The sequence below is a fragment of the Pseudomonas sp. FW306-02-D09B genome (assembly GCF_058782685.1).
The window spans coordinates 21245-43816 of the sequence record NZ_JBYSXY010000015.1 but is presented as its reverse complement, the minus strand read 5'-3'; the positions used below and the strand labels follow the sequence as shown (position 1 = coordinate 43816).

The following is a 22572-nucleotide window of genomic DNA, read 5'->3' as shown; positions in this document are numbered from 1 at the left end:
GATCCGGTTCAGATCTGGCTAGATCTCCTGTATGGGGGCGGTTTAGGTCTTTTTAACTTTTGATCAGCGCAACATGTCTAAGAATTCTTCTCGAATCCGAGAAGGTTATAAACGTTGATGCCGCGTCGGCTTATAGCGACTAGCCAACTTATCTTGGCGTTGTGAATGTCAAAAGGCCGGCGCCTCCAATCAGCAATTGTACAAATGCGCTTAAGCGCTTACGGAAACTGAGTTGGATGTCCTCGTATCGCATAGATTTATTGATTCGCTAGGAGCTTTGCCGAAGCGTTGCAGTCAAGCGGAAAGCTCCTAGAGTTTATTCTGATGCATCCCTCGCAGACAGATGTCAACGTTCCCTAAAATAAGAGAGTCAGCTCATGAGATTCGAACCCTTTTCCAGATCGCTGGTTGCTGCAGCCCTAGTTACTGCCCTTTCCACTGCACACGCCGCTTCCCAAGCCCCTGTTGGGGGGGAGAATGGCATGGTGGTCACGGCGCAACATTTGGCCACCCATGTCGGTGTCGACGTGCTCAAGTCCGGCGGCAACGCTGTCGATGCGGCGGTTGCTGTCGGTTATGCGTTGGCAGTGGTTTATCCCGCTGCGGGCAATCTCGGCGGCGGCGGTTTCATGACCGTGCAGTTGGCCGACGGTCGCAAGACCTTCCTCGATTTCCGCGAAAAAGCCCCTCTGGCCGCCACGGCCAACATGTACCTGGACAAGGCCGGCAATGTCGTTCCTGACCTGAGTTCGAAAGGGCATCTGGCGGTCGGCGTGCCGGGGACAGTCTCGGGTATGGAGCTTGCACTGGAAAAATACGGCACGAAAAAGCGTGCCGACGTCATTGCCCCCGCCATCAAGCTGGCCGACGAAGGCTTTGTGCTGGAGCAGGGCGATATCGACCTGCTGCACACCGCCACCGACGAGTTCAAGAAGGACATTCACGACTCGGGCTCGATTTTCCTGAACAAAGGCGAGCCGATGCAGGTCGGCGAGAAGCTGGTGCAGAAAGACCTGGCCAAAACCCTCAAGGAGATCTCCGCCAAGGGCACCGATGGCTTCTACAAGGGCTGGGTCGGCAAGGCCATCGTCGATTCGAGCAAGGCCGGCAAGGGCATCATCACCCAGGCCGACCTCGACAAATACAAGACCCGGGAATTGGCGCCCGTCGAGTGCGATTACCGTGGCTACCACGTGGTTTCGGCACCGCCACCGAGTTCGGGTGGCGTAGTGATCTGCGAGATCATGAACATCCTCGAAGGCTATCCGATGGCGGATCTGGGCTACCACTCGGCCCAGGGCCTGCATTATCAGATCGAGGCCATGCGTCACGCCTACGTCGACCGCAACAGCTACCTGGGTGATCCCGATTTTGTGAAAAACCCGGTGGCTCATCTGCTGGACAAGGCGTACGCCGAGAAACTGCGTTCCGCCATCGATCCGCAGAAGGCCGGGATCTCCCAGAACATCAAGCCCGGTGTGGCGCCTCATGAAGGCAACAACACCACCCATTTCTCGATCGTCGATAAATGGGGCAACGCGGTATCGGTGACCTACACCCTCAACGACTGGTTCGGTGCCGGCGTCATGGCGAGCAAGACCGGGGTCATCCTCAACGATGAGATGGACGACTTCACCTCCAAGGTCGGCGTGCCGAACATGTATGGGTTGGTGCAGGGCGAAGCCAATGCCATCGCACCGGGCAAGACGCCGCTGTCGTCGATGAGTCCGACCATCGTCACCAAGGATGGCAAGGCGGTCATGGTGGTGGGGACGCCCGGCGGCAGCCGGATCATCACCGCGACCTTGCTGACCATGCTCAACGTGATCGACTACGGGATGAACATCCAGGAAGCGGTGGATGCACCGCGTTTCCATCAACAGTGGATGCCGGAGACGACCAACCTGGAGAATTTCGCGGTCAGTCCGGATACCCGCAAGATCCTCGAAAGCTGGGGCCAAAAATTTTCCGGCCCCCAGGACGCGAACCACCTGGCGGCAATCCTGGTTGGCGCACCATCTCTCGGTGGCAAGCCGGTAGGCAACAACCGCTTCTATGGGGCGAACGATCCGCGTCGCAATACGGGGCTGTCGCTTGGGTATTGAGTACGGTGACGTCCATTAATCCGGATTAGTACGGTCGTGCAGGCTCTCTTAACTTAAGCCTGCACAATGACTGACACCCCGAAAGTGTGATTCAAAGCGCTCTCTCAGAAGAGCGCTCTCACCAAAAGCGTCGTTCACTACAACGCCGGAGGGCCCATGTCACATCGCAAGCTGTTTCGCCTGGTCTCGCTAGACCACGAACATCTGCCAGAGCTAGGGGATCGCAAGTTCATCAGGCTTCGGTGCAGTGCTCATTTTTATGGTTTCCACAGCTAGGTTAGTGGGGCCCTAGTGGTGTCATGAGGGCTTGAACCAAAGAGTAAGGCAGCAAGACAGGCGGAAGAAGACGTCAAACTTCATACTAAGTGTGAACACTCGTCACAGTTTGAAGGGGCGGATTATCGGATTTTGGGTCGCTGATTGATGGGACAGTACGGTTGGGTGACTCACTCCAGGCCTGCCATGATTGATTCCAGGAAGCGCATTTCGGCTGCCTCATTTCTCCTCGGCGTTGTTAGGTTGTCCGCTATCCCAGGATTCAGTGAACTCGTCTATCCAAAGTCGTAGTGAAATATCTAAAAGACGCTGGTAATGTCCTGGCCACGTTCGTCAAACCATTAAGGGATGGAGGCGAAAATAGAAGCCTTGGAGCCGCGAACCTCCAGGGCTTTGTTTTTTCTACTCGGCAACCACGTAGGCAATCAACATATAGCTTCACAGGGGCTGACGTGACTGACTCCGACAGCGTGGTTTATCGGGTCATTGTAGGCGAAACTGATTGTGAGCCAGCCGTTATGGACGGCCTAGGCCCACTCGGCGAGCCTTGGTTCGTCAGCGAGCAAGGTGATCATGAGCAGATGCTTTTCACCTTGTAACGCACATTTTCGGTGTGCCTCCTACACTGACTGAGATCAGCCCAGCGAGATCCAGTCGATGATTCAGTCTCCGTACGAATTGCACAAAAACATTTTGCTTGACGATACCTACGGAACTGCGCGCAGGTTGCAGGATTTCGTTCTCTACCAATATGAGAGCGGCCGGTATCCGTTTGACATCAACGAGCATATCGGTGGGTTTGACCATCGGCACCGTCAGATTTATTCCGACCTCAAGCAATGGTTTTGGGAAAATGGCCCGGATCCGTTTTTCAATGAGATCGCGGAGACCATCATTGCGAGGCGCCGTGCAGAAGCTCTGGCAAATCTCGATGAGCTTGCCTGTCTTCGAGCGATGCGGCCCGAGGCGTACCCCGCCGAGGTTGGCGAGACGCCAGTCGATGCCTATAGGTCTGCTATAGAAGTTCGCGAGATGTTTCACCGACGATATGTAGCCGAGGGAATTTTGGATGAGTAAGGACGTCGGCCACTCACATGCCAATCTCGCTGAATGTTGAACACGTATGGACTTTTCAATCAAAGAGTATCAACCAGTCGAAGCTGTTGAAGCGGGCATTTGGTCAACGATAGGGCTGCCATTGCGTGGTGCTAAGCTCCATGAACTGGTTCACCAAGGACTTCCGTTTGTGTTTTACACGCGAGTCGCGGCCATTCTTGGCATGACGGAAAATCAGCTTCGGCAGCACTTGCGCATATCGTCCTCGACGCTTGCAAGGAGGGTTTCAGCGGGAAGACTAAGCAAAGCTGAGAGCGATCAGATTTGCGCACTCGTTGGCGTACTGAACGCGGCGACTGAGCTGTTCGAGGGGGATCTTAGTGCTGCTAGGCAATGGATGAAGTCACCTGTGCGAGGGCTTAACTCAAGAGCGCCCATAGACATGATGGCCACTAGGGTAGAGACCCAGACCGTCATGGATCTCATTGGACGATTGGAACACGGGGTAGGGGGTTGAGTGGTGACAAGGTGACCTTGAGAGCACCGAGTTCGACGACCTCACCCGAAGTGCCGGTTTTGCTGGAATCGTATTTCGGTCGACTGCAAAAACCAACCACGAGAAAAGGGAGAGCTGGTTTAGGTGTCTGAACCTTTGAGGTGCGACACCAAAGCTTCTTTCAATTCGAACAACGCTTCTTGCAGTCGAGCGTCCTCGCGCCGGTCGCCCGAGCTCGGCTTGAATTCTTCGACGTGCCTGAGAAGGGCTTCCGCATCATTTGTGTTGAGATCAAAAACAATCATGTTGAGTCCGGGGTTTTGGAGGAGGGGGTCGTATTAGCAGGCGAATCCGTGACTGAGCCTTTCGAGTTCTGCCTTCACGAGTTCGTATCCTGTTTCACTTTGAGCCGCTTGCAACCTTGAGCATTCATGAGTCCCTACGATGGGCTGATTCAGCCAATGATCGGCTTTCTCTTTGTTGCCAAAGACCAGTTCGGCTTGATACTGAATCAGCTCAACATTGTTCATTGTAAATTCTCGAAAAATACAGGTAAGCAGCGCGACTACGTATGGATTGTCTTCGGGTAATGCTGGACAGTAAGTGTTGCCAGTGAAGTGTTTCGCGAAGTCGATGCTCGCAAGCATGATGGCTTGGGTACCCTCGTGGGTACAACCTGTTGAAGACGCCTGCCAAGTTGCGTCAGCCCGTGTGGCATTCACGTCAAACACTGCTGTGGCATCAAGTCGTTTGAACTCAAATCCAGTTGGGTCGTAAGATCGGGTCGCCCAACCTGCATGGAGTCATCATCTTGCCGAACGTATTCTTCTCCTATTGTCATGCTGACGAGGCGTTGCGAGATCAGCTCGAAAAACAGCTTTCCATGCTCAAACGTCAGGGCGTTATCGAGACCTGGCATGATCGAAGAATCAATGCTGGTCAGGAGATCGATGCCTCCATTGATAACCACATCAACACCGACGAAATCATCCTGCTGTTGGTGAGCCCCGATTTCATTGCGTCCGACTACTGCTACAACGTCGAAATGGCACGTGCCATGGAGCGCCACGAGGCGAAGCAGGCGACTGTCATCCCAGTAATCCTACGTGCCTGTGATTGGCATCACGCCCCCTTTGGCAAGCTGCTCGGCACCCCCTTGGATGGAAAGCCCGTGACCCTCTGGCCTGATCGTGACGAAGCGTTCCTGCAGGTGGCCAAGGAGGTTCGCAAGGCTGCTGAAAAGTGGCGAAAGGATAAGTCTGTCGCCCCACCGAAGACCGGGCGCCCCGAGTACGCCATGCCGATTGCCGCAGCACCCGATGCCATCGTCGGGCCGCGTTCCAGCAACCTTCGGTTGGCCAAGTCCTTCACGCAGCTCGACAAGGATCAGTTCCAGTTCGAGACTTTTGAATATATTGCCCGCTACTTCGAGAACTCGTTAGCTGAACTCCAGGCCCGAAATGGCGGATATCAAGGCGTGTTTCGCCGAGTCGACGGAAACCGGTTCTCCGCGATTATCTACAAGGATGGTCGAGACGTAGCCAGGGCTACCGTTTTCGTCGGGGGCCAGATGGGAGCGGGCATCTATTACAGTCAGGGCGATTCGTTCAACGGGGGCTCCTTTAACGAGGCGCTCCATGTCGAGTCAGACGACCAAACTTTGTACTGGCGCAGCTTGGGGATGGCGTTTCACAGCCAGCGAGACCAGAAGCTGTCTCAAGAAGGCGCCGCAGCAGCGCTCTGGGATCTGGTCATCGCGCCTCTTCAGCGAGGTCGGTAGGTTTCGCAGTTTGCCTTTTGGCAGTCTTTGGGGCGCGTCTTTTTTCCAGTCTGGGGGCGGTGTTTGATGAACACCGCTCCAGATAATCGAGGCCTAAACCGCAGCTTTCTCGTTTTATGAAATGCCCGTTAAATGATGCGAGGAGGCGGGCTTCCGCATTCCCTAAATGCCTTCTAGGCGTGTGGTAATGGCTTTCTGATTTCAGTCCGGTTACGCTGATGCGCACCATGGAGGAGGTGCGATGAGCCAGTACCTTTTGAGTTTTGCAAGGCAGAATCTTGAAGGGCGCACTGACGCTTACCTCGTGCTTCTCTGGTGTATGTACCAGGCGAACCAGAGCAAGGGGCGCTATTCCGACCACATCAAAGCACACATCGCGACGGCAGCTCATCAGCTGCTGGGTCGCAATTACCAGCGAATCGCCGCGCGCTTCAAAAAAGTGCTCGATAACAGGCCGGAATTGGATCAGGTACCGCCTTCCGTCTTGGGTGCGTTGGACTATCTTCGCGTCAAAAACTTCCGAGGCTTCGGGGAGTTTGGCCCTGATGACAAAGGCACCTTCATTCGCTTCAGCAAGCTGAAAAACATCTTTTACGCACCCAATGGCGGCGGTAAATCGTCCCTGTGCGAGGCGCTGGAAATCGGCACCACTGGAGATATCAAAGAAGCTGCCAGGCGTAAGACCAAGGTCAAACAGTACATCGCACGGGGAGATATCAAACCGCAGCTCATGCTCATGGGAGCGGACAAGCTCAAGGTCACGCCAAGTATCAGATGGTCGAGCTGTTTCATCGATCGGAATCGTCTTCAGGAATTCTCGCTGTTGGGTTCCAAGGACACAGGTAGTGATGAAAGTGATGTCCTGGCCATCTTGTTTGGCTTGGAAGAACTCCAAGAGGTCATTTCTCGGTTCGTCCGTCCCGAAAGTTTCACGCTTAAAGCTTCCATGCGTGCTGACCAAGCCGAGGCTGTGGCAATCCTTGAACGCACTCGGGCCGAACTGGGCCAGCTGCGGCATAAGCACAGGGCAGACCTTCAAACATCGATCTCCGAAATTTGTAGGCTGCTGGGGCTGCGGTCAGATCAAGACTTCGAGATTCGCCCAAAGGTATTGCGGCTGCGCAAAACGATCGAAATGCATATCCGTGGAGCCGAGCGCCTGCGAACAGCTAAAGCCCCGGTTGCTATCTCGGTGAAGCAGGTGAGGCGTGCGTGCGCAATCGCCCAGCGCTTGCTCCACCGCAGAACTGATATCGACAAACTGTTTATGCAGAGGGCCAGCGACGTAAATTATCGCGCCGTCTATGAGGCCTTGGAGGCAATCGAGCAACTGCAGACAGGGGAAACATGTCCCGCATGTCTGACGCCCCTCGACAAGGTTGTCGTGAACCCGTTTGAGAGGGCTCGTGATCAGATCAAAGCGCTGGGTGCTCTAGAGTCCTTGAAGCAATTCAGGCAACGAAATGACGCTCGGATTACGCTCTGGGCTTCGAGAGTCGCTACAGGAATCAGCGCTGTAAAGGGAAATGAGTATGCCGATGTTCCGTGCGCGCTGAAGATGGACGAGTTGGAGGCGGTGCTCGCAGAGTTTCACGCCGCGACCGATCGCTCGGAAGTGGCGCCGTCCGTTCTCGACTCGTTCTTGAAGCTTTGCGCGGAAAATACAGATGAGATCGAGGCCTATCTTCGTACCTGTGAGCGCAAGCGTCGGGAGGTTGACCAGGCAGAAATCCAGGCAGCTCGGCTTGAAGCACAGGTGGTGCAGCTGAAAGGGATTGATGAGTCGCTGAAGCAGCAGTTCGACAGCAAAAGCCTTGCGAAAAACGAGTTCAAGGCCGTCAACGACCAGATGGCAGACCTGGTAACGCAAAAAGCGGCCTTGCTCAACGATGCAGTTGATAACAGCCACTTCAACCAGCTGCTCAAGGATCTAGAAGTCGAATATCGAACGCTTTACCGCGATCTGCTGGATTACAAACTTGAGCTGGAAAAAGCTCGTATTACAGGGATAGAAGCCAAGGCTGCCGAGTACTACCGAGCGATCAATAACCACGACGATGATCATGAACAGATAGAGGCGTTGAGCTTTGAGAAGCTTGCTGATAGCTACAGGATCAAGATCACCAACGTGGACGGATCCTTGCTTGATGCGTTTGCCGTGCTCAGCGAAGGGCATCTAAGGGCTTTGGGCTTATCAATTCTCTTGGCGATGGCTGAGAAAAACAATTTCCCCCTCATCGTCTTCGACGACGTCGTCAATGCTATCGACACCGATCACCGATCCAACATCATCGATCTATTCTTCAGCGACGCCTACCTGCGTCGGATTCAAATGGTAGTGACCACCCATGACCGCCTTTTCTGGGAGCGCTTCTGTATCATTGCTGACCGCCACCCTCAGTGCGATCAGCACACGAGTAATGTGCTCAGCTACACGAATAAAGGCATCGTGGTGATTGATCACGCGGGCGGTTTTCAGAAGAAAGTGTACGTGGCCCTGTCGGTCTTCGACGTACGCCAAGCGTTACTGTATTGCCGTATCTGGTTTGAATCCATGGTGCTTGAGTTCTGCATCGAAAACGGCGTTAAGGTAACTGCGAACTTTAATAAATCGCAGCTTAAGAAGAGCATGTATTTGCAAGTCAGCCTAGAGCACACCTTCACGCTGGTTGAACCGTTCATTGACTACGACTTGTCGCACTTCAATTTCATAAAGAATGATCTGGTGAACTGGGGTGGGCAGAACCAGGAGCATCACGCCTTCGATGAGGGTAGTCTGAACTTCGTGCACTCGAAGACCAGCAGTGAGGTCTTGAGAATTTACGATGCTATCCGTTTCCTGGAATGCCAGCTCTTCACGGCAAGGAAAAAGGAGTCTGGGGAGAAGTACCTTGCCGAGGTTAATGAAAAAATCGAGAGGAGCCGGAGAAGGCTGGCAGGGCTCGCCAGGGCGCCGGAAGAGGTGCAGAAGGAGCATCAGGCGACGTTGAAAACTCTGGAGAAACGCGCCGTCGAGCTCGATCAGGAACTTCAGTTCATCGAGCGTTGCCTTGCGAGTGTCGCCAAACGCGAGCAGGCCAGGGAGCAACCTGCTCAGCTCCCGCTCACCTAGATACCGCCAACTGCCTGAGACCGCCGAGTTGGGCGAACCCTAGACTTGACTAAGGTGGATCATTGTTTGGTCTGCTCATGCGGCAGGGTCTTTGGACGGCGACTTCTGCAGTCTGAGAGCGATGTTTGATGGACACCGCTCCGAGTATTTAGAGCGTGGGTGAGGGGACAGCCGCCCCATGCGGTCAGGCGGGATATCTGTGGTCAAGCCTGCATAGGGCAGTGAGGGAGTTCAGTTAGTGATCGGTCTCAGCTTTGTTGAAATCTGTCATTTCGTTAACGTCTGAGAGCAGGTAATGGCTTGTCACCCTGGGTGATGTGTGACCTATTTGGATAGCGGTTATTTCGAGTTTTTCGTCGGACATTAAGAGACGCATACGCTGCTTGATCAATCCGACTCGCAGGCTGTGCGGTGTGCGTCTTGCGGGAGGCAGTCGAGCTTCTTTTTCCCATGAACTAAATACCCGCGCAAGCTCCACTTCGGACATAGGTTGCTTCGGGTCTTTCATTGACGGGAAGAGGTAGTCATCCAGAGAAAGGTTTTCAGCCGCCATGTACCTTCTCAGCACTTCAACCTGTTCTATCAAAACAGGTGGTTTTCCTTTACTAGCTACGACGAGGTGAGGCGTACTGGCGATCGTTTCCACTGAAGAAACCTTTGCACCAAGAATTGAATGCGCGCGGAGCCCCGACTCAAACATCGCTAAAAGACTTTGGTCGCGCAGATGGCCAGAGCGTTTGACAACTCTCCTGATCGCTTCAATTTCGCCCCGGCTCAGCGGTTGTACCGGGCTCGCAAGGCTTCTGGATTTTCTTAATTGCAGGTCGATGCCCAACTTTTTGGATGGCAGATCTCTAGATTCTTCAGGGTCGATGTTGGCATTTCTGTTGGTCAGCTGATGCTCTTCTCGCGGGTAGTTCACCTTGTATGTGCTGAGCGCTTTCAGCGGCAGGGATGTGACGAAGCTTTTCAACTCACTGGGCTTGACGGAGTTGTTATCGGTGAGTTTGAGAACGTTGATTACGGCTGCCGAGATTCTTGAGTGCACATCGCTTTCAGATGGGGCAGGTGCACCCGGCGGACAGATTGTGGATGACTGCATCACATCGTGATAGTCGTCGTATCCAAGCCCCCTGGAAATCGTTTCGCGGGCAAGGGACAGCGGCACAGGTGACTGGCCTGGCCACCTCTTCTGAACGCATTTTGTCAGTTTCTTGAAGGCGGCTTTAGGAAGTAAATCGGCTGGATAGATCGGGACGCGCATGGCAGTTCTCCAATACGTCACGGTGTCGGCTGCCCGCTGACTATTGTCGAAATGCGTGCGAGAGAAGGGGGAAACACCTGATGCGCAAAGGCTTTGCGTGCCGACCGCTCGATCCAGTGAAATCGAAGCGCCGACCGTACCACGAGGGGCGAGATCTGATCAACTGGGCGTGCTTGATGACGTGCACGCCCTCGAATGTCTGGGGCGTGTTTGGGTGTGTGGTGTCATTGGGTGGTGTGCTGCCTCTGGCTTTAGTCTTTGGTCGGCGGTTCTCTGCCAGCCACTGCTCGCGTCTCCGATGGGCTGGCTCTAAAGTCACGGCATCTAACTCCTAGGCTTTGCTGAGCAGGGAATGAGTTCTGTGGACAGGGAGCATAAGTTTTGTCCTGTGAGGGCAGGGTTCAGTGCCTGAGTGATCTTAGGAAAACGTCCACCGTACGGTCTACGATCTGCTCGATCTCCTGGCGGGCGAGCGGCTCACTGTTGCCTCTGACTTGAGTCCATAAAACACGACCGTCAATCATGCCCATGAAGTCGCGAGCGGCGATCTCAGGCTCTTGAACCACCAAGATGCCTCGACGCCCCAGTTCGGAGAGATAGTCTCTGACAACCGTCATGGCGGGCTCCTGGATAACCTCGTCAAAACGGCTGGCCAACAACGGGAAACGTCGGCCCTCCCGAATGACCATGCGTAGGAAGTCGGCAGCCAATGGCCCAGACCAGAAACATGCAAACTCGGTGGCGATTTGCTGCAGGCCATTTCTTGGATCGGCCAACGCGCGCTCATCGCTCGCAACGTTCATGACCGGAAAGGCCTTCCACAGACGTTCTGCAACGGCGACGAACAGCGACTCCTTGCCATCGGGGTAACGGTTGTAAAGAGTCTGACGGGTCACTGCTGCCTCTTTGGCGATCTCCTCCATGCTCGCTCCCTCGTAGCCATGCTCGATGAACATCCTGCCTGCAGCCGCGAGAATCCTGACGGGGCGTGACGCTGTCTCGCTAGGGTTGAGCAAGTCGTCGACGGGTGATGAGGAGGTGACCACGTTCATTTCGTTTACCTGTAGCAGAATAGGTGAAGTGTTACTGAAAGAGTTGCGTTCCGCCACCCATGTTTCGCCAGATAAACTTTACGCAGGTGTAAAGAAACACTGCTTTGGTGACAGTCTCGGCAGGGTTTATTTAGTTGTGTGGGTGGATTATTTGGACAGAGGGCCGTCGGCGCTTGTGGATGTGTTACTGCTTATGGCGGTGTGTGGTGGTAGGCCGAAAAAGGTACCTATAATGCGCTAAATTTTTTTCTGATAGGTACCGACGCCTGGGGTTGAGCCTTTATCATCTGTGCATCCCATACACCAGGTAATAAGAATGGATGTTAAATGTCGCGCTGCTGCAATCGAAACGTGTAAGAACGTTCTTCGCGAAGACTATCAGTACAACTTAGAGAAGAAGATCTGGCCGAGCATCAATAAGATTATCGAAGGCCTGCTAGCTAGAACCAATGAGCTTGCCGACGTCTACGAGGAGCTATACGGCGCGCTGGCTGAAGATCCTATGGCGCTTAAGTCGTTTTCGAGGTGTTCAACTCCACCGTTTATTCCTGGAATCCCGAGAAGATCAAAAAAGCTCGCCAGGCCAGAGATGAAATCACGGACTTGAATGTTCGCATTTCAGAAGCTTCGGTGTTGCTCGCTGATTTGATATCTCGCCGAAGTGAGGTTCAAGATAAATCCAGTTTTAGTAGTGAAACCTATTACCATGTGGTTGATGTTGTAAGAGAAGCTGGGGGAAGCAATGGCCTCTTTGAATCTTACGTAAAGGATGATCTGGATAAATTAACTTATCAGTACGATCTAAAATATTGGCCATCGATAAGCGAAGTGGTGGCTGCGATTGGTGTTAATGCGGAAGAGGCAGTTACAGTTGCGCGTGATCCAGCTGCGAGTGCTGCAACTGAAAGTAGGCGTTCGGGATTGGCGGATTTTCTCAAAGCTCTTGAGGCCAAACTTGATGACAACAGAGTAAGGCGGTATGGGTTCATTCCGAATGACTTCTCTTTATCGGACAACTCCATGGCGTCATTGGTTAACTGTGTGCTCGACTTCGAGTTCGATGAACTGATTGAAGGCTCCTTTCTGAAGCGCTTCCGCCAGCGTGAGCGTGAGAAGAAAGCGGGGCGGATGAGGTAGCTTGCTCTGGCTGTTGGATTAGGGGGTGGGTTCGTTTTTTTGGGGGGTGGATGGGGGAGGGTCTGGCCAGTCCGTTCACTCCCTCTCCATGATCTTGTGCACTCACTATGGGCTATCTCAGGAGCAATCTGACCCCTGATAGGCACGGCGGAAAAATGAGCCTTTAGGGGTTTATTGGATGTCTGCTAAGGAAATCGGTCTGCCGAGCCGTCAGGGTAGACGGGATTGACGGTGCACCAATTTTTTCGGGGTGTGGCGGGCTAGGCTCGGGGGGGCAGCGAGGTCTTTTTTGAGTGCTCGAAAGCAGAGAGGAAATCGGCTGGAAGGCCCGGAAATACTGGGGGGAGGTGGAGCGGGTAGAGGGAATCGAACCCTCAACTAAAGCTTGGGAAGCTTTCGTTTTGCCACTAAACTATACCCGCATTACGCGCTTACTCGGTGCACCAAAGCGGGCTGTCCAATAAGAACCCTCGTTATCAGCTTGGGAAGCTGGAGTAATGCCATTATACGACACCCGCTCAGAGCGGCTGACTTTGTACCAGATGTGGCCGGGGATTTGAAGTTTTTCTTTAGCGGATCTGTGTTTACGTGGTTTTTTGCAGATTCGGGCGGGTAGGCGCATGCCTCGTCGGCAGTTGGGCTCAGCGCTGGCGATGGCGATGGTACGCAGGGTTTGAAACCGTGTTGCGGTCTGTCGCGGGCAAGCCTCGTTCCGGCAGGTAATGCGCGTACTTAGGAAGACGAGGTTGCTCGCGAGGACGCTGTTTCAAATGGCCAATGCATGGTGGTCCTGGGTGAAGTGGGAACGCGTTCGGCCTTCATGATGAGCCGGTTTCAGGAACCCCAGCAGTGCATGGCGGCTGTCTCGGCAGGCGGCTTTGTGCTCCATGTCGAGAAAGTGCCCGGTGGCCCGGATGGTGCTGAATGTACTGTGTTGCACATGGCTGGCGAACAGGTGGGCATCGCTGGCGGCGGTGTACTCGTCCCATTCACCGTTCATGAACAGCACCGGCACGTCGATGTGCTTGGCCGCCTTGAGGTAGCACATGCGATCGCTGTTGAGCACGTGGCTGATGTGGAAATGCATTTGCCCGTATTCGTGTTCGGCCAAGGTGCTGACGTGACGATAGTTGAAGCGTTTGAACAGCGATGGCAGGTGCTTGCCGATGGTGTTGTTGACCAGATGGCCGACACGGTCGCGGTCAAGCTTGCCGAGGTAGTCGACACCACGCTCCAGATAATCGCGCATGTGCTCGTTGACCACCGGCGAGAACGAACTGATCACGGCTTTTTCGATCCGGCGCGGGCGCTGTGCCAGAGCAATCATGGTAGCTGCGCCACCCCACGAGAATGACATCACGTGTTCCGCGGCAAAATGGTCGATCAGCTCAAGGAGGATCTGCCCTTCGACTTCCTTGGTGAGCATTTTCTCATGCCGATTGTGGGCTTTGGACTTGCCCGCGTAGGGCTGGTCGTACAGCACCACGTTGAATTGCGGGTGCAGGTTTTTCACGGTTTGTGCAAACGATGCAGTAGTGGCCATCGAGCCGTTGACCAGAATAATGGTCTTCTCTGCGGCGTCTGCGCGATAGAACTCCGTGTAAACCCGGTACTGACCTTGTATATCCAGCACAGCGATTTCTGGCCTCATGTCGTAAGACTCCTGGCAAGCGGGTATGCGCGCAATGAGATTGCACGAGCTTTGTGACAGGTAGGCATACGCCTGGAATTTTTGAGCCCATGTCGATCCGGTGAAGGCTGGTCGACGGGTATTGTTATTGGCGGGCAGTCTGTCGGGAGAGGTGGAATCTGCGAGGCGCTCTGCCGACAAAAAGTTTCTTAGAAGTATGTTATGACTTGCCGGTCACATTTCGGCCGACGTCCTGATTCAAGCAGGGGAGTGGTCATCGCGCAAGTGCAGTTTGTAAATTGTTCGACAACTTCTGCTCAGCGGTCGCTTGCTTCAGATCAGCTGGGTCTCTGTGGCGCTCAGCGGACGGTACTCACCCGGCCTCAATGTGTCATCGAGTACCAGCGGCCCCATGCGTTCGCGGTGCAGACGCAAGACCTTGTTATCGAAGTGGCCAAACATCCGCTTCACCTGGTGATAACGGCCTTCGACGATACTCAACCGCGCAGATTTTTCGCCCAGCACTACCAGGTCTGCAGGCTGGGTGGTGAGGTCTTCAAAGGCGAAGTACAGGCCCTGGGAGAAGGTCTGTGCGTACTCTGGCGTTATCGGCTGTTCGGTTTCGACGTAGTAGACCTTCGGCAGTTTGGTCTGCGGTTGGGTCAGGCGCCGCGACCAGGAACCGTCGTTGGTGATCAGCATCAGCCCGGTGGTGTTGAAGTCCAGACGCCCGGCGATGTGCAGGTCGTCCTTGTCAGGCTCAAGGATCAGGTCGAGGACAGTCGGGTGTTGCGGGTCGCGAGTGGCGCTGACACAGCCCGGCGGTTTGTGCAACATGAAGTAGCGCGGAGGTTTGCCGGCTTGCAGCACTTCGTCGTCGCACTCGACACGGCTGAACTCGCGGACTTCCCAATGTGGATCGCTGACGATCTGCCCGTCGACCCTGATCCGCTGTTCGACCAACAGCAAGCGCACCTGTTTGCGGTTGAAGCGGGGCAGGTTGCTGAGGAAGCGGTCAACGCGCATGACGGTCGGCAGATCGGAAAAGGGCGCGCATCTTACCCTATAGGGCTGCTCGCAGCTGCGACTCGACTTGAGCGCAGCTCGGGCACAGGCATGACTGGTCGCGCAGTTCGGCGGGCAACGCCAGCAGCATTGCCGGGTCGATAGCCACGGTGTAGCACCAGCAAGCCTGGTCGGCGGTTCGCGGATCGGCCAGGCTGCAATCGTTGCTGGCGCCGCAGGCCGGGCATAGGTCTGGTTTATTCATCACTGGAGTGGGGCACTTCTGCGCAGGTTCGGTCAGGGTCGATAGGCTTGGCACGGTACATCGCCTGATCGTTGCGTGACAACAGGCTGTGCAAGTTGGGCGGGCCGCTGATCTGAAGTTCTGTGAAAGGAGGCACTTGGCGGTTGTGACAGAGTCTTAATCAATGTCAGCCGTTCAGTGTTCCGACTGGCAGCAGTCCGCGTTTTCGGAATGTGCTGCCTGCGGTCCAGGAGGCCGCCATGTACCGTCGAATCTTGCTCAGTGGGTTGTTTGGCTTGAGTCTTTCCGCCTGTTTTTACTACGCAGAACCCGGCTATTACGGTCCAGAGGTGTACACCGTGCCGGCACCTTATTACTACGGCGGTTATTACTACAGGCCTTATTACTATGGTGGTTACTACTATGGCCCTCGCTATTACGGCGGTTATCGCCATTATTACCATGGTGACCATGACCGCGGGCGCGGGAGGGATCGCCACGAGCACGATTGACGCCAGATAAGGCGAGCGGGCTCAATTGTTTTTCAATCCTTTCATTTCACGGCGCTTTACGGGTGAAGGAAGCGCCGTTTTTCATGCCGGCTTCCAGCGGTCGAGAAGCGTTATCGGCTACTTGTTTATATTTGTTTCTAAATCGCACCAGATTCTAATTTTGCTGTCAGATGTTTCGTCAGTCAGATGAATTGGCTGCCGCTGACCAGCGTCGCTGGTATGGCTCATTCGCGGTCCAGGAGGCCGCCATGTATCGTCGACTTATTCTCATTGCTTCATTGGGTTTGACGCTTTCTGCTTGTGTTCCCTATTACGACGAAGGCCCCGGTAATTACCGCTCTGAGGTCTACACCTCTCCGGCGCCAGCCTATTACTACGGAGGTGGATCCTATTATTCCGCACCGCCTGCGCGTTACTACGAGCCAGCTCCGCGTTACTACTCGCCGCCGCGCTACTACCAGCCAGCGCCGCGTTACTACCAGGCACCACCGCGAGTCGAGTACCGCGTTTACCAGAGTCGTGGCTGGGATGACCGCGACCGCCATGGCTGGGGCCATCGCGAAGAGGGTGGCCATGGCCGCCGGGAATGGGATGATCGGGGTCATCGTGACGGGCGTGATCACGACAGACATGGTGACCGCGATGGTCGCGATGGCCGCCGCAATTGGGACGGCCACCGTTAGGCCTTGCAACGAACAAGCGGCGCATTCAGCGCCGCTTTTTTATGCCTGAAATTTCAGTAACCCGACAAATCCGCCAGCGGATGTCGACCTTCCCAGACCTTATGAAAATGCGCCTGGACCACCGCTTCAGGAATCGTGTTGATGTCCGGCCAATGCCAGTGCGGCTTCTGGTCCTTGTCGATCAAGCGCGCACGAACACCTTCGCTGAATTCCGGGTGCCGGCAGCAGTTCAGGCTCATGGTGTATTCCATCTGGAATACCTCGGCCAATGACAGGTGCCGAGCACGCTGGATCTGCTCCCAGACCAGATGAGCCGTCAGTGGGCAGCCCTCGTGCAGGTTTTTTGCCGCACGGGCCAGCAGCAAGTCGCGGTGATCGCGCAACAGGCTGATGGCGCGCCAGGCACAGCGTACATCGCTGACATCCAGCAACTCATCAATCTGCTGGCGTCGTGGCAACCATTGGGCCTCGGGCATTTGTCCGACGGCTTCCTGTTGCAAGGCCTTGAGCAGGCTGTTGAGCTGCATTGGCGTTTGTTCCTGCCAATTCAATTGCAGCAGACCTTCGATGAGCTCCTCCTGCTGTTCATCCAGCAAGAAGCGGTCAGCCAGGTCCAGGTCAATGGCGTCGCGTGCGTTCATCTGCGCGCCGGTCAAACCAAGAAACAGGCCGAGCTTGCCGGGTAATCGTGACAAAAACCAACTGGCGCCAACATCCGGGTACAGGCCGATACTGATTTCGGGCATGGCCAGGCGGCTGCTCGGGGTGACGATGCGAATGCTCGCGCCTTGCAGCAACCCCAGGCCGCCACCGAGAACGTAACCGTGACCCCAGCAGATCAGCGGTTTAGGGTAGGTGTGCAAGCGAAAATCAAGGCGATATTCCGCCGAGAAAAACTGTGCGGCCAAGGGCGGAACCTCACCGGGATGGGCTCTACAGGCCTCTACCAGGTTGCGCACTTCACCGCCGGCGCAAAACGCCTTGGCGCCGTTGCCGCGTAACAGCACGCAGACAATCTGCGGCTCTTTGGCCCAGGCCTCCAGTTGATCGCTCAAGGCCCTGATCATCGGCAGCGAGAGGGCGTTCAGGGATTTTTCGGCATCCAGGCTGGCGATGCCGATGCGTGCGCCGTCCGTGCCGGTGAGTTCTTCGAAGTGCAGATTCATTTTGACCTCGATGACTGAATTGAACGTTCAGTATGATCGCTGTACGAGAAAGTGCTGGATCTGCGTCAGATCAATTGACAAGCGCGGTGGGCTTTCCTAGGGTTCGCCCCATTGAATTCTCGGGTGTAACCATGACTGTTGAAGACCGTATCAAACTCGAACCGAGCTGGAAGGAAGCACTGCGTGCCGAATTCGACCAGCCTTACATGGCTGAGTTGCGCGAGTTTCTGCGGCAGGAAAACGCCGCAGGCAAGGAAATCTATCCGCCGGGACCGATGATCTTCAACGCCCTCAATTCGACGCCGCTGGACAAGGTCAAAGTGGTGATTCTCGGCCAGGACCCATACCACGGCCCGGGTCAGGCCCATGGCTTGTGCTTCTCGGTGCAACCGGGCGTGCCGGCGCCACCGTCGCTGGTGAACATCTATAAAGAGTTGAAGCGCGACCTGAACATCGACATCCCGAACCACGGTTACCTGCAAAGCTGGGCCGACCAGGGCGTGCTGATGCTCAACACCACCATGACCGTGGAGCGGGCCAATGCCAACGCCCATGCGGGCAAGGGCTGGCAGCACTTTACCGATCGGATTATCGAGGTGGTCAGCGAACATCAGCCCCATCTGGTGTTTTTGCTGTGGGGCGCTCATGCACAGAGCAAACAGAAACTGATCGATGCGACCAAGCATCTGGTGCTGACGTCGGTGCACCCGTCGCCGCTGTCTGCCTATCGTGGATTCCTCGGCTGCGGGCACTTCAGTCGCACCAACAAGTATCTTGAACAGAACGGCGAGACGCCGATCGACTGGCGGTTGCCACCGGTCTGAGGCGCTGACAGTAAGGGCCTCTTCGCGAGCAAGCCCGCTCCCACATTAGTCCGGGGCCAGCCGAATATGTGCGGTGGACAGAGATCAATGTGGGAGCGGGCTTGCTCGCGAAGAAGGCACCTCGGTCTATCAGACGGAATCCGGCAACCGGTTCCAATACCTGAACAACGGCTCCGCCAGAAACAGCACGAACAACAAGCGCATCACCTGCATCGCTGTGACCAAGGGCACCGACAGTTGCAAGGTTTCAGCGGTCAGGCTCATTTCTGCAATGCCGCCAGGCATCATGCCCAGAGTCAGTGAGCGCAGGTCCAGTTGGGTCAGTGCACTCAGTCCCAGCGCTGCCAGTGTAGCGATCAGCATCGTCAGCGCCGTACCGATGAGGGTCCGGCCCATGAACGACGGTGCGCGACGGAAGAACTGCCGATTGAAGTGACAGCCCAGGCCACTGCCGATCAGCCATTGGCCGATCTGACTGCCGCCGTGGGGCAGCCCGATGTGTAAATCCCAGCCGATGCTCACCGCCGCACTCACCAGCAACGGGCCGAACAGCCAGGGGTTGGGCTGGCGCAACCGTTGCCAGATCCAGGCGAGCAGGGCACCGGCCGGAAACAACACCGCCAGCCAGCGCCAATCGACGCTGGCCGGATGCAGTTGCGGGACGCCGTCCCCGAGCAAGTATTTGAAGGCTGCCGGTACACAGAGCACCACCACCAGCACCCGAAGACTTTGCCCTGCCGCCACCCGGCTGAGCACGGCGCCATTGCGTGCGCCAAGGTTGACCATTTCACCGGAGCCGCCCGGCATGCTGGAGAAAAATGCAGTGGCGCGATCCTCGCCGGTGCGCCGCAGCAACCAGACCCCGACCACTGCCGACAGGCTAGTGACCAGCGCCCCAAAGAAGATCAGGCCAAAGTGGCTCATGACCTGCTCGATCACCAGCGGGGTGAAGTGCAGGCCGATGCCGATGCCGACAATCCACTGGCCGCATTTACGCCCGCCAGGAATTTCCGCCAATTGCCAGGGTGTCAGGCAGCGCACCAGGATGATCGCCAGCAACGAGCCGACCATCCATGGCAGCGGCCAGCCGATCTGGCTGGCGAGGTACCCGCCCAGCAGACCGACCAGCGGTGTTCCCCACCAGCTTTTGAAAGGCCGATCAGACATCGGCGATTGCACGCCGCGCGACGGAGCGTTTGCGCCAGATGCGCAGGATCGGCATCAGCAACATGATTGCCGTCAGTACCCAGCAACCGAAGGTGATGGGGCTCGACCAGAGGATCTCCAGCGCACCGTTGGAAATCGACAGCGCACGACGCAGGTTCTGTTCCATCAAGCCGCCGAGAATGAACCCCAGCAAAACCGGTGACAGCGGGAAATCCAGCTTGCGCAGGATGTAGCCGAAGATGCCGATGCCGATCATCAGGAACAGGTCGAAGGTCGTCGCGTGCACGGCGTAGACGCCGATACCGGTAATGATCGCGATCACCGGCACCAGTGCCCAGTTCGGCACCGCAAGAATGCGGGTGAAGATGCGGATCATCGGGATATTGAGGATCACCAGCATGACGTTGGCGACGAACAACGAGGCGATCAGGCCCCAGACGATGTCCGGCTGTTGTTGGAACAACAGCGGCCCCGGGGTGATGTTGTACAGCGACAGGGCGCCGATCATCACCGCCGTGGTGCCCGAACCCGGTACGCCGAGGGTCAGCATCGGTACCAGTGCGCCGCAGGCTGCACCGCCGATGGCGGTTTCCGGTGCCGCGAGGCCACGTTTGTCGCCTTGGCCGAAGGTGCCGCTGGCGCCGGCGATGCGTTTCTCGGTCATGTAGGCAACGGCACTGGCCAGCGTCGCACCGGCACCCGGCAACACGCCCATGATGAACCCCAGAACGCCGCAACGGATGTTCACCACGAACACCGAGGCGGCTTCCTTGAAGTTGAACATCATCCGCCCGGTGGCTTTCACGGCTTCCTGGCCATGATGGGTTTTTTCCAGCAGCAAGAGAATTTCGCTGATGGAGAACAGGCCCAGCACCAACACCACGAACTGAATACCGTCGGTGAGGTGGATGTTGTCTCCAGTGAAACGGTACACGCCGCTGTTGGCGTCGATCCCGACGCACGACAAAAACAACCCGATCAGCGCGGCAATAAAGGTTTTCAGCGGTCGATCACCGGCCATGCCACCGAGGCAGACAATGGCGAAGACCATCAGCACGAAATATTCCGCAGGTCCGAAGGCAATAGCCCACTTCGCCAGCAGCGGGGCGAACAGCACCATGCCGCAGGTGGCGATGAATGCGCCGATGAACGAGCTCCAGGCCGACAACGACAGCGCCACGCCGGCCATGCCCTGGCGGGCCATGGGGTAGCCATCGAGGGTGGTCATGACCGTCGACGCTTCGCCCGGAATGTTCAACAGAATCGAACTGATACGTCCGCCGTATTCGCAGCCCAGGTAGACGGCAGCCAAGAGGATCAGCGCGGACTCCGGTGGCAGGCCGAGGGCGAACGCAATCGGTATCAACAACGCTACGCCGTTGATCGGCCCAAGACCCGGCAACAAGCCGACTACGGTGCCGATCAGGGTGCCGCACAACGCGGTGACCAGGTTGTAAGGAGTCAGTGCGACGCCGAAACCCTGGCCGAGGTAGTTAAGGGTGTCCATATCAGTTCTCCAGAACGTCGAGCAGGCCCGACGGCAGTGGCACGTCCATCAACCGGTCGAACAACATGTACAGGCCGACGCTCATCAAGCTGATGATCACCACGCTCGGCAACCAGCGACCGCCATACAAACGGGCCATCGGTACGCCGATGAGGATGCTCGAAACAATGAACCCGAGCGGTTCGAAGGTTCCGGCGAACACCAGCAGCAGAACGACACAGATACCGATCTTGGTCAGGGTTTCGCGGTCCAGTGGCGGCTCGTCTTCACTGTGTTTGATCGGTGCAGGGCGAAACACCATGTACAGCAGTGCCACGCCCATCAAGCCGAGCATCAACAGCGGAAAGGCCCTGGGGCCGACGGGTTCATAGGAAAAAGCCGCTTGATACGGCCAGGCCATCAGTGCCAGGCCGAGACAGGCCAGTAACAGCACCGAGGCAAAAATACGTTGTAAGAGCATGACAAACTCCTGGGCCAGCCCCTTGATGCGCAAGGGGCTGGCCGCGAGACAGAGGCGATTACTGAATCAGGCCGAACTCTTTGGCCAGCAGTTTGTAGTCCGCTACCTGCTTCTTCACGTAGGTGTCCAGCTCTGGCCCGGTCATGGCGAACGGGAACAGTTCACGCTGATCGCGCAGCTTGGCGAAGTCTTCCGAAGCCAGCAGTTTGTCGAAGGCGTTTTTCCACCAGGCGTATTCCGCATCGCTGACTTTTGGCCCGAGGTAGAAACCCCGAACCACTGGCCAGACGATGTCGTAGCCTTGCTCTTTGGCGGTCGGAATGTCCTTCATTTCCGGCTCGTCCAGACGCTCGTTGGCGAACACGGCCAGCAGGCGCATGTCACCGCTCTGGATGTGCGGCATGGAGTCGGAGATGTCGGTGCTGCCGACCTGGATGTGACCACCGAGCAGCGCCGTAGCAATTTCACCGCCGCCTTCGAGGGCCACGTAGCGCAGGTCACGCGGGTTGATTCCGGCGGCCTTGGCAATCAGCGCGGTTTGCATCCAGTCCTGACTGCCCACCGTGCCGCCGGAACCGATCACTACTTTGCTCGGGTCTTTCTTCAACGCCTGAACCAGATCGTCGAGGTTCTTGTAGGGCGAGTCGCTTTTCACCGCGATGGCACCGTAGCTGGTGCCCACCGCTGCCAGCCAGCGCACGGCGTTTTCGTCGAAGCGACCGAACTTGCCTTGGGCCAGGTTCAGCAGCGAGCCGCTGGACCAGGCCACCAGCGTGCCGGCATCGGCTGGGCGCTGGGCGACGACGGCGTTGTAAGCCACCGCGCCGACACCGCCGGGCATGTAGGTCACGCGCATCGGTTTGGTCAGGATCTTTTCGTTCACCAGCGCGCTTTGCGCCAGTTTGCAGGTCAGGTCGAAGCCTCCGCCGGGGGATGCCGGGGCAATGCATTCCGGGCGCTTGGGCTCGCCGGCGACGTCGGCAAACAGTGGGCCGGCGAACAGCAGGCAGCTGGCGGCTAATGCAACTTTACGCAGTGATAAGTCCATTTTTCGTCTCCACAGGAGTTGTTGTTGTGTAGGAGCTGTCGTTTGTTG

At 56.3% G+C, this 22572-nt stretch carries 21 protein-coding genes and 1 tRNA gene; 9 read left to right on the top strand and 13 right to left on the bottom strand.

Features of this window, described 5'->3' with window-relative positions:
- Positions 1-377: 377 nt before the first annotated feature.
- The 3 genes from ggt to AC3WK5_RS22555 all read left to right on the top strand — a co-directional run bounded on the left by ggt (position 378) and on the right by AC3WK5_RS22555 (position 3954).
- On the top strand, positions 378-2105 hold the full coding sequence (gene ggt / locus AC3WK5_RS22565) for a gamma-glutamyltransferase (protein ID WP_103319366.1): 1728 nt from the start codon (positions 378-380) through the stop codon (positions 2103-2105).
- A 933-nt stretch (positions 2106-3038) separates the two neighbouring features.
- On the top strand, positions 3039-3458 hold the full coding sequence (locus AC3WK5_RS22560) for a hypothetical protein (protein WP_103319370.1): 420 nt from the start codon (positions 3039-3041) through the stop codon (positions 3456-3458).
- Between the two features lie 46 nt (positions 3459-3504).
- Positions 3505-3954, top strand: a complete 450-nt coding sequence (locus AC3WK5_RS22555; protein WP_103319372.1) for an Xre family toxin-antitoxin system antitoxin — start codon at positions 3505-3507, stop codon at positions 3952-3954.
- Between the two features lie 119 nt (positions 3955-4073).
- Here the strand turns inward: AC3WK5_RS22555 and AC3WK5_RS22550 are convergent, their stop codons facing one another.
- Together AC3WK5_RS22550 and AC3WK5_RS22545 are read right to left on the bottom strand one after the other, a co-directional pair.
- Positions 4074-4238 (bottom strand): hypothetical protein, encoded by a 165-nt coding sequence (locus AC3WK5_RS22550; protein WP_177474949.1) that lies wholly within the window; start codon positions 4236-4238, stop codon positions 4074-4076.
- A 33-nt stretch (positions 4239-4271) separates the two neighbouring features.
- Positions 4272-4655 (bottom strand): MbcA/ParS/Xre antitoxin family protein, encoded by a 384-nt coding sequence (locus AC3WK5_RS22545; RefSeq protein ID WP_256585305.1) that lies wholly within the window; start codon positions 4653-4655, stop codon positions 4272-4274.
- Positions 4656-4744: 89 nt separating this feature from the next.
- Between AC3WK5_RS22545 and AC3WK5_RS22540 the strand changes: the two genes are divergently transcribed.
- Positions 4745-5713 (top strand): TIR domain-containing protein, encoded by a 969-nt coding sequence (locus AC3WK5_RS22540; protein ID WP_103319374.1) that lies wholly within the window; start codon positions 4745-4747, stop codon positions 5711-5713.
- A gap of 241 nt (positions 5714-5954) precedes the next feature.
- On the top strand, positions 5955-8825 hold the full coding sequence (locus tag AC3WK5_RS22535) for an AAA family ATPase (RefSeq protein WP_103319376.1): 2871 nt from the start codon (positions 5955-5957) through the stop codon (positions 8823-8825).
- 235 nt (positions 8826-9060) lie between these two features.
- Here the strand turns inward: AC3WK5_RS22535 and AC3WK5_RS22530 are convergent, their stop codons facing one another.
- Together AC3WK5_RS22530 and AC3WK5_RS22525 are read right to left on the bottom strand one after the other, a co-directional pair.
- A complete protein-coding gene (locus AC3WK5_RS22530) occupies positions 9061-10089 on the bottom strand; it encodes a tyrosine-type recombinase/integrase (protein ID WP_103319378.1) in 1029 nt (342 codons plus the stop codon).
- 401 nt (positions 10090-10490) lie between these two features.
- Entirely contained in the window at positions 10491-11141 is a 651-nt protein-coding gene (locus AC3WK5_RS22525) for a TetR/AcrR family transcriptional regulator (protein ID WP_103319380.1), read from the bottom strand.
- Between the two features lie 525 nt (positions 11142-11666).
- Here AC3WK5_RS22525 and AC3WK5_RS22520 point away from each other — a divergent pair.
- Positions 11667-12278 carry a hypothetical protein gene (locus AC3WK5_RS22520; RefSeq protein ID WP_256585306.1) on the top strand — a complete coding sequence of 204 codons (612 nt, stop codon included), beginning with the start codon at positions 11667-11669 and terminating at the stop codon, positions 12276-12278.
- A gap of 348 nt (positions 12279-12626) precedes the next feature.
- On the opposite strand, the gene AC3WK5_RS22515 is transcribed toward AC3WK5_RS22520, so the two are convergent.
- The 4 genes from AC3WK5_RS22515 to AC3WK5_RS22500 all read right to left on the bottom strand — a co-directional run bounded on the left by AC3WK5_RS22515 (position 12627) and on the right by AC3WK5_RS22500 (position 15178).
- Positions 12627-12700: transfer RNA gene (locus AC3WK5_RS22515), tRNA-Gly, on the bottom strand.
- Between the two features lie 344 nt (positions 12701-13044).
- Complete coding sequence (locus tag AC3WK5_RS22510; protein WP_103320021.1) at positions 13045-13929, bottom strand: alpha/beta fold hydrolase; 885 nt, start codon at positions 13927-13929, stop codon at positions 13045-13047.
- A 312-nt stretch (positions 13930-14241) separates the two neighbouring features.
- A complete protein-coding gene (locus tag AC3WK5_RS22505) occupies positions 14242-14934 on the bottom strand; it encodes a pseudouridine synthase (RefSeq protein ID WP_103320019.1) in 693 nt (230 codons plus the stop codon).
- Between the two features lie 37 nt (positions 14935-14971).
- A complete protein-coding gene (locus AC3WK5_RS22500; protein ID WP_103320017.1) occupies positions 14972-15178 on the bottom strand; it encodes a cysteine-rich CWC family protein in 207 nt (68 codons plus the stop codon).
- Between the two features lie 239 nt (positions 15179-15417).
- Between AC3WK5_RS22500 and AC3WK5_RS22495 the strand changes: the two genes are divergently transcribed.
- The gene (locus AC3WK5_RS22495) at positions 15418-15669 is read left to right on the top strand and encodes a hypothetical protein (RefSeq protein WP_054596094.1); all 252 of its coding nucleotides are present in this window, start codon (positions 15418-15420) and stop codon (positions 15667-15669) included.
- Positions 15670-15917: 248 nt separating this feature from the next.
- Entirely contained in the window at positions 15918-16352 is a 435-nt protein-coding gene (locus AC3WK5_RS22490; protein ID WP_103320015.1) for a hypothetical protein, read from the top strand.
- A gap of 53 nt (positions 16353-16405) precedes the next feature.
- On the opposite strand, the gene dspII is transcribed toward AC3WK5_RS22490, so the two are convergent.
- Positions 16406-17518: an enoyl-CoA hydratase/isomerase DspII gene (dspII, locus tag AC3WK5_RS22485; protein WP_103320013.1), complete on the bottom strand. Its 1113-nt coding sequence runs from the start codon at positions 17516-17518 to the stop codon at positions 16406-16408.
- A 131-nt stretch (positions 17519-17649) separates the two neighbouring features.
- Between dspII and ung the strand changes: the two genes are divergently transcribed.
- A complete protein-coding gene (gene ung, locus AC3WK5_RS22480) occupies positions 17650-18342 on the top strand; it encodes a uracil-DNA glycosylase (RefSeq protein WP_103320011.1) in 693 nt (230 codons plus the stop codon).
- 129 nt (positions 18343-18471) lie between these two features.
- On the opposite strand, the gene AC3WK5_RS22475 is transcribed toward ung, so the two are convergent.
- Genes AC3WK5_RS22475 through AC3WK5_RS22460 form a run of 4 tightly spaced genes read right to left on the bottom strand, consistent with a single transcriptional unit; the run spans position 18472 to position 22524 of the window.
- The gene (locus tag AC3WK5_RS22475) at positions 18472-19509 is read right to left on the bottom strand and encodes an AbrB family transcriptional regulator (protein WP_103320008.1); all 1038 of its coding nucleotides are present in this window, start codon (positions 19507-19509) and stop codon (positions 18472-18474) included.
- Positions 19502-21016 (bottom strand): tripartite tricarboxylate transporter permease, encoded by a 1515-nt coding sequence (locus tag AC3WK5_RS22470; protein WP_103320006.1) that lies wholly within the window; start codon positions 21014-21016, stop codon positions 19502-19504. The genes AC3WK5_RS22475 and AC3WK5_RS22470 overlap by 8 nt, the downstream gene beginning before the upstream one ends.
- 1 nt (position 21017) lies before the next feature.
- Positions 21018-21476, bottom strand: coding sequence for a tripartite tricarboxylate transporter TctB family protein (locus AC3WK5_RS22465; RefSeq protein WP_103320003.1), 459 nt, complete (start codon positions 21474-21476; stop codon positions 21018-21020).
- 58 nt (positions 21477-21534) lie between these two features.
- The gene (locus AC3WK5_RS22460; RefSeq protein WP_103320001.1) at positions 21535-22524 is read right to left on the bottom strand and encodes a Bug family tripartite tricarboxylate transporter substrate binding protein; all 990 of its coding nucleotides are present in this window, start codon (positions 22522-22524) and stop codon (positions 21535-21537) included.
- Between the last annotated feature and the right edge of the window lie 48 nt (positions 22525-22572).

Excerpts from the sequence above, each read along its gene's own strand:
- AC3WK5_RS22560 (WP_103319370.1), top strand. The coding sequence starts at position 3,039 with ATGATTCAGTCTCCGTACGAATTGCACAAAAACATTTTGCTTGACGAT.
- AC3WK5_RS22535 (WP_103319376.1), top strand. The coding sequence starts at position 5,955 with ATGAGCCAGTACCTTTTGAGTTTTGCAAGGCAGAATCTTGAAGGGCGC.
- AC3WK5_RS22465 (WP_103320003.1), bottom strand. The coding sequence starts at position 21,476 with ATGCTCTTACAACGTATTTTTGCCTCGGTGCTGTTACTGGCCTGTCTC.
- AC3WK5_RS22550 (WP_177474949.1), bottom strand. The coding sequence starts at position 4,238 with ATGATTGTTTTTGATCTCAACACAAATGATGCGGAAGCCCTTCTCAGG.
- dspII (WP_103320013.1), bottom strand. The coding sequence starts at position 17,518 with ATGAATCTGCACTTCGAAGAACTCACCGGCACGGACGGCGCACGCATC.
- AC3WK5_RS22500 (WP_103320017.1), bottom strand. The coding sequence starts at position 15,178 with ATGAATAAACCAGACCTATGCCCGGCCTGCGGCGCCAGCAACGATTGC.
- AC3WK5_RS22525 (WP_103319380.1), bottom strand. The coding sequence starts at position 11,141 with ATGAACGTGGTCACCTCCTCATCACCCGTCGACGACTTGCTCAACCCT.
- AC3WK5_RS22490 (WP_103320015.1), top strand. The coding sequence starts at position 15,918 with ATGTATCGTCGACTTATTCTCATTGCTTCATTGGGTTTGACGCTTTCT.
- AC3WK5_RS22510 (WP_103320021.1), bottom strand. The coding sequence starts at position 13,929 with ATGAGGCCAGAAATCGCTGTGCTGGATATACAAGGTCAGTACCGGGTT.
- AC3WK5_RS22460 (WP_103320001.1), bottom strand. The coding sequence starts at position 22,524 with ATGGACTTATCACTGCGTAAAGTTGCATTAGCCGCCAGCTGCCTGCTG.
- AC3WK5_RS22475 (WP_103320008.1), bottom strand. The coding sequence starts at position 19,509 with ATGTCTGATCGGCCTTTCAAAAGCTGGTGGGGAACACCGCTGGTCGGT.
- AC3WK5_RS22470 (WP_103320006.1), bottom strand. The coding sequence starts at position 21,016 with ATGGACACCCTTAACTACCTCGGCCAGGGTTTCGGCGTCGCACTGACT.
- AC3WK5_RS22530 (WP_103319378.1), bottom strand. The coding sequence starts at position 10,089 with ATGCGCGTCCCGATCTATCCAGCCGATTTACTTCCTAAAGCCGCCTTC.
- ggt (WP_103319366.1), top strand. The coding sequence starts at position 378 with ATGAGATTCGAACCCTTTTCCAGATCGCTGGTTGCTGCAGCCCTAGTT.
- AC3WK5_RS22495 (WP_054596094.1), top strand. The coding sequence starts at position 15,418 with ATGTACCGTCGAATCTTGCTCAGTGGGTTGTTTGGCTTGAGTCTTTCC.
- AC3WK5_RS22555 (WP_103319372.1), top strand. The coding sequence starts at position 3,505 with ATGGACTTTTCAATCAAAGAGTATCAACCAGTCGAAGCTGTTGAAGCG.
- ung (WP_103320011.1), top strand. The coding sequence starts at position 17,650 with ATGACTGTTGAAGACCGTATCAAACTCGAACCGAGCTGGAAGGAAGCA.
- AC3WK5_RS22505 (WP_103320019.1), bottom strand. The coding sequence starts at position 14,934 with ATGCGCGTTGACCGCTTCCTCAGCAACCTGCCCCGCTTCAACCGCAAA.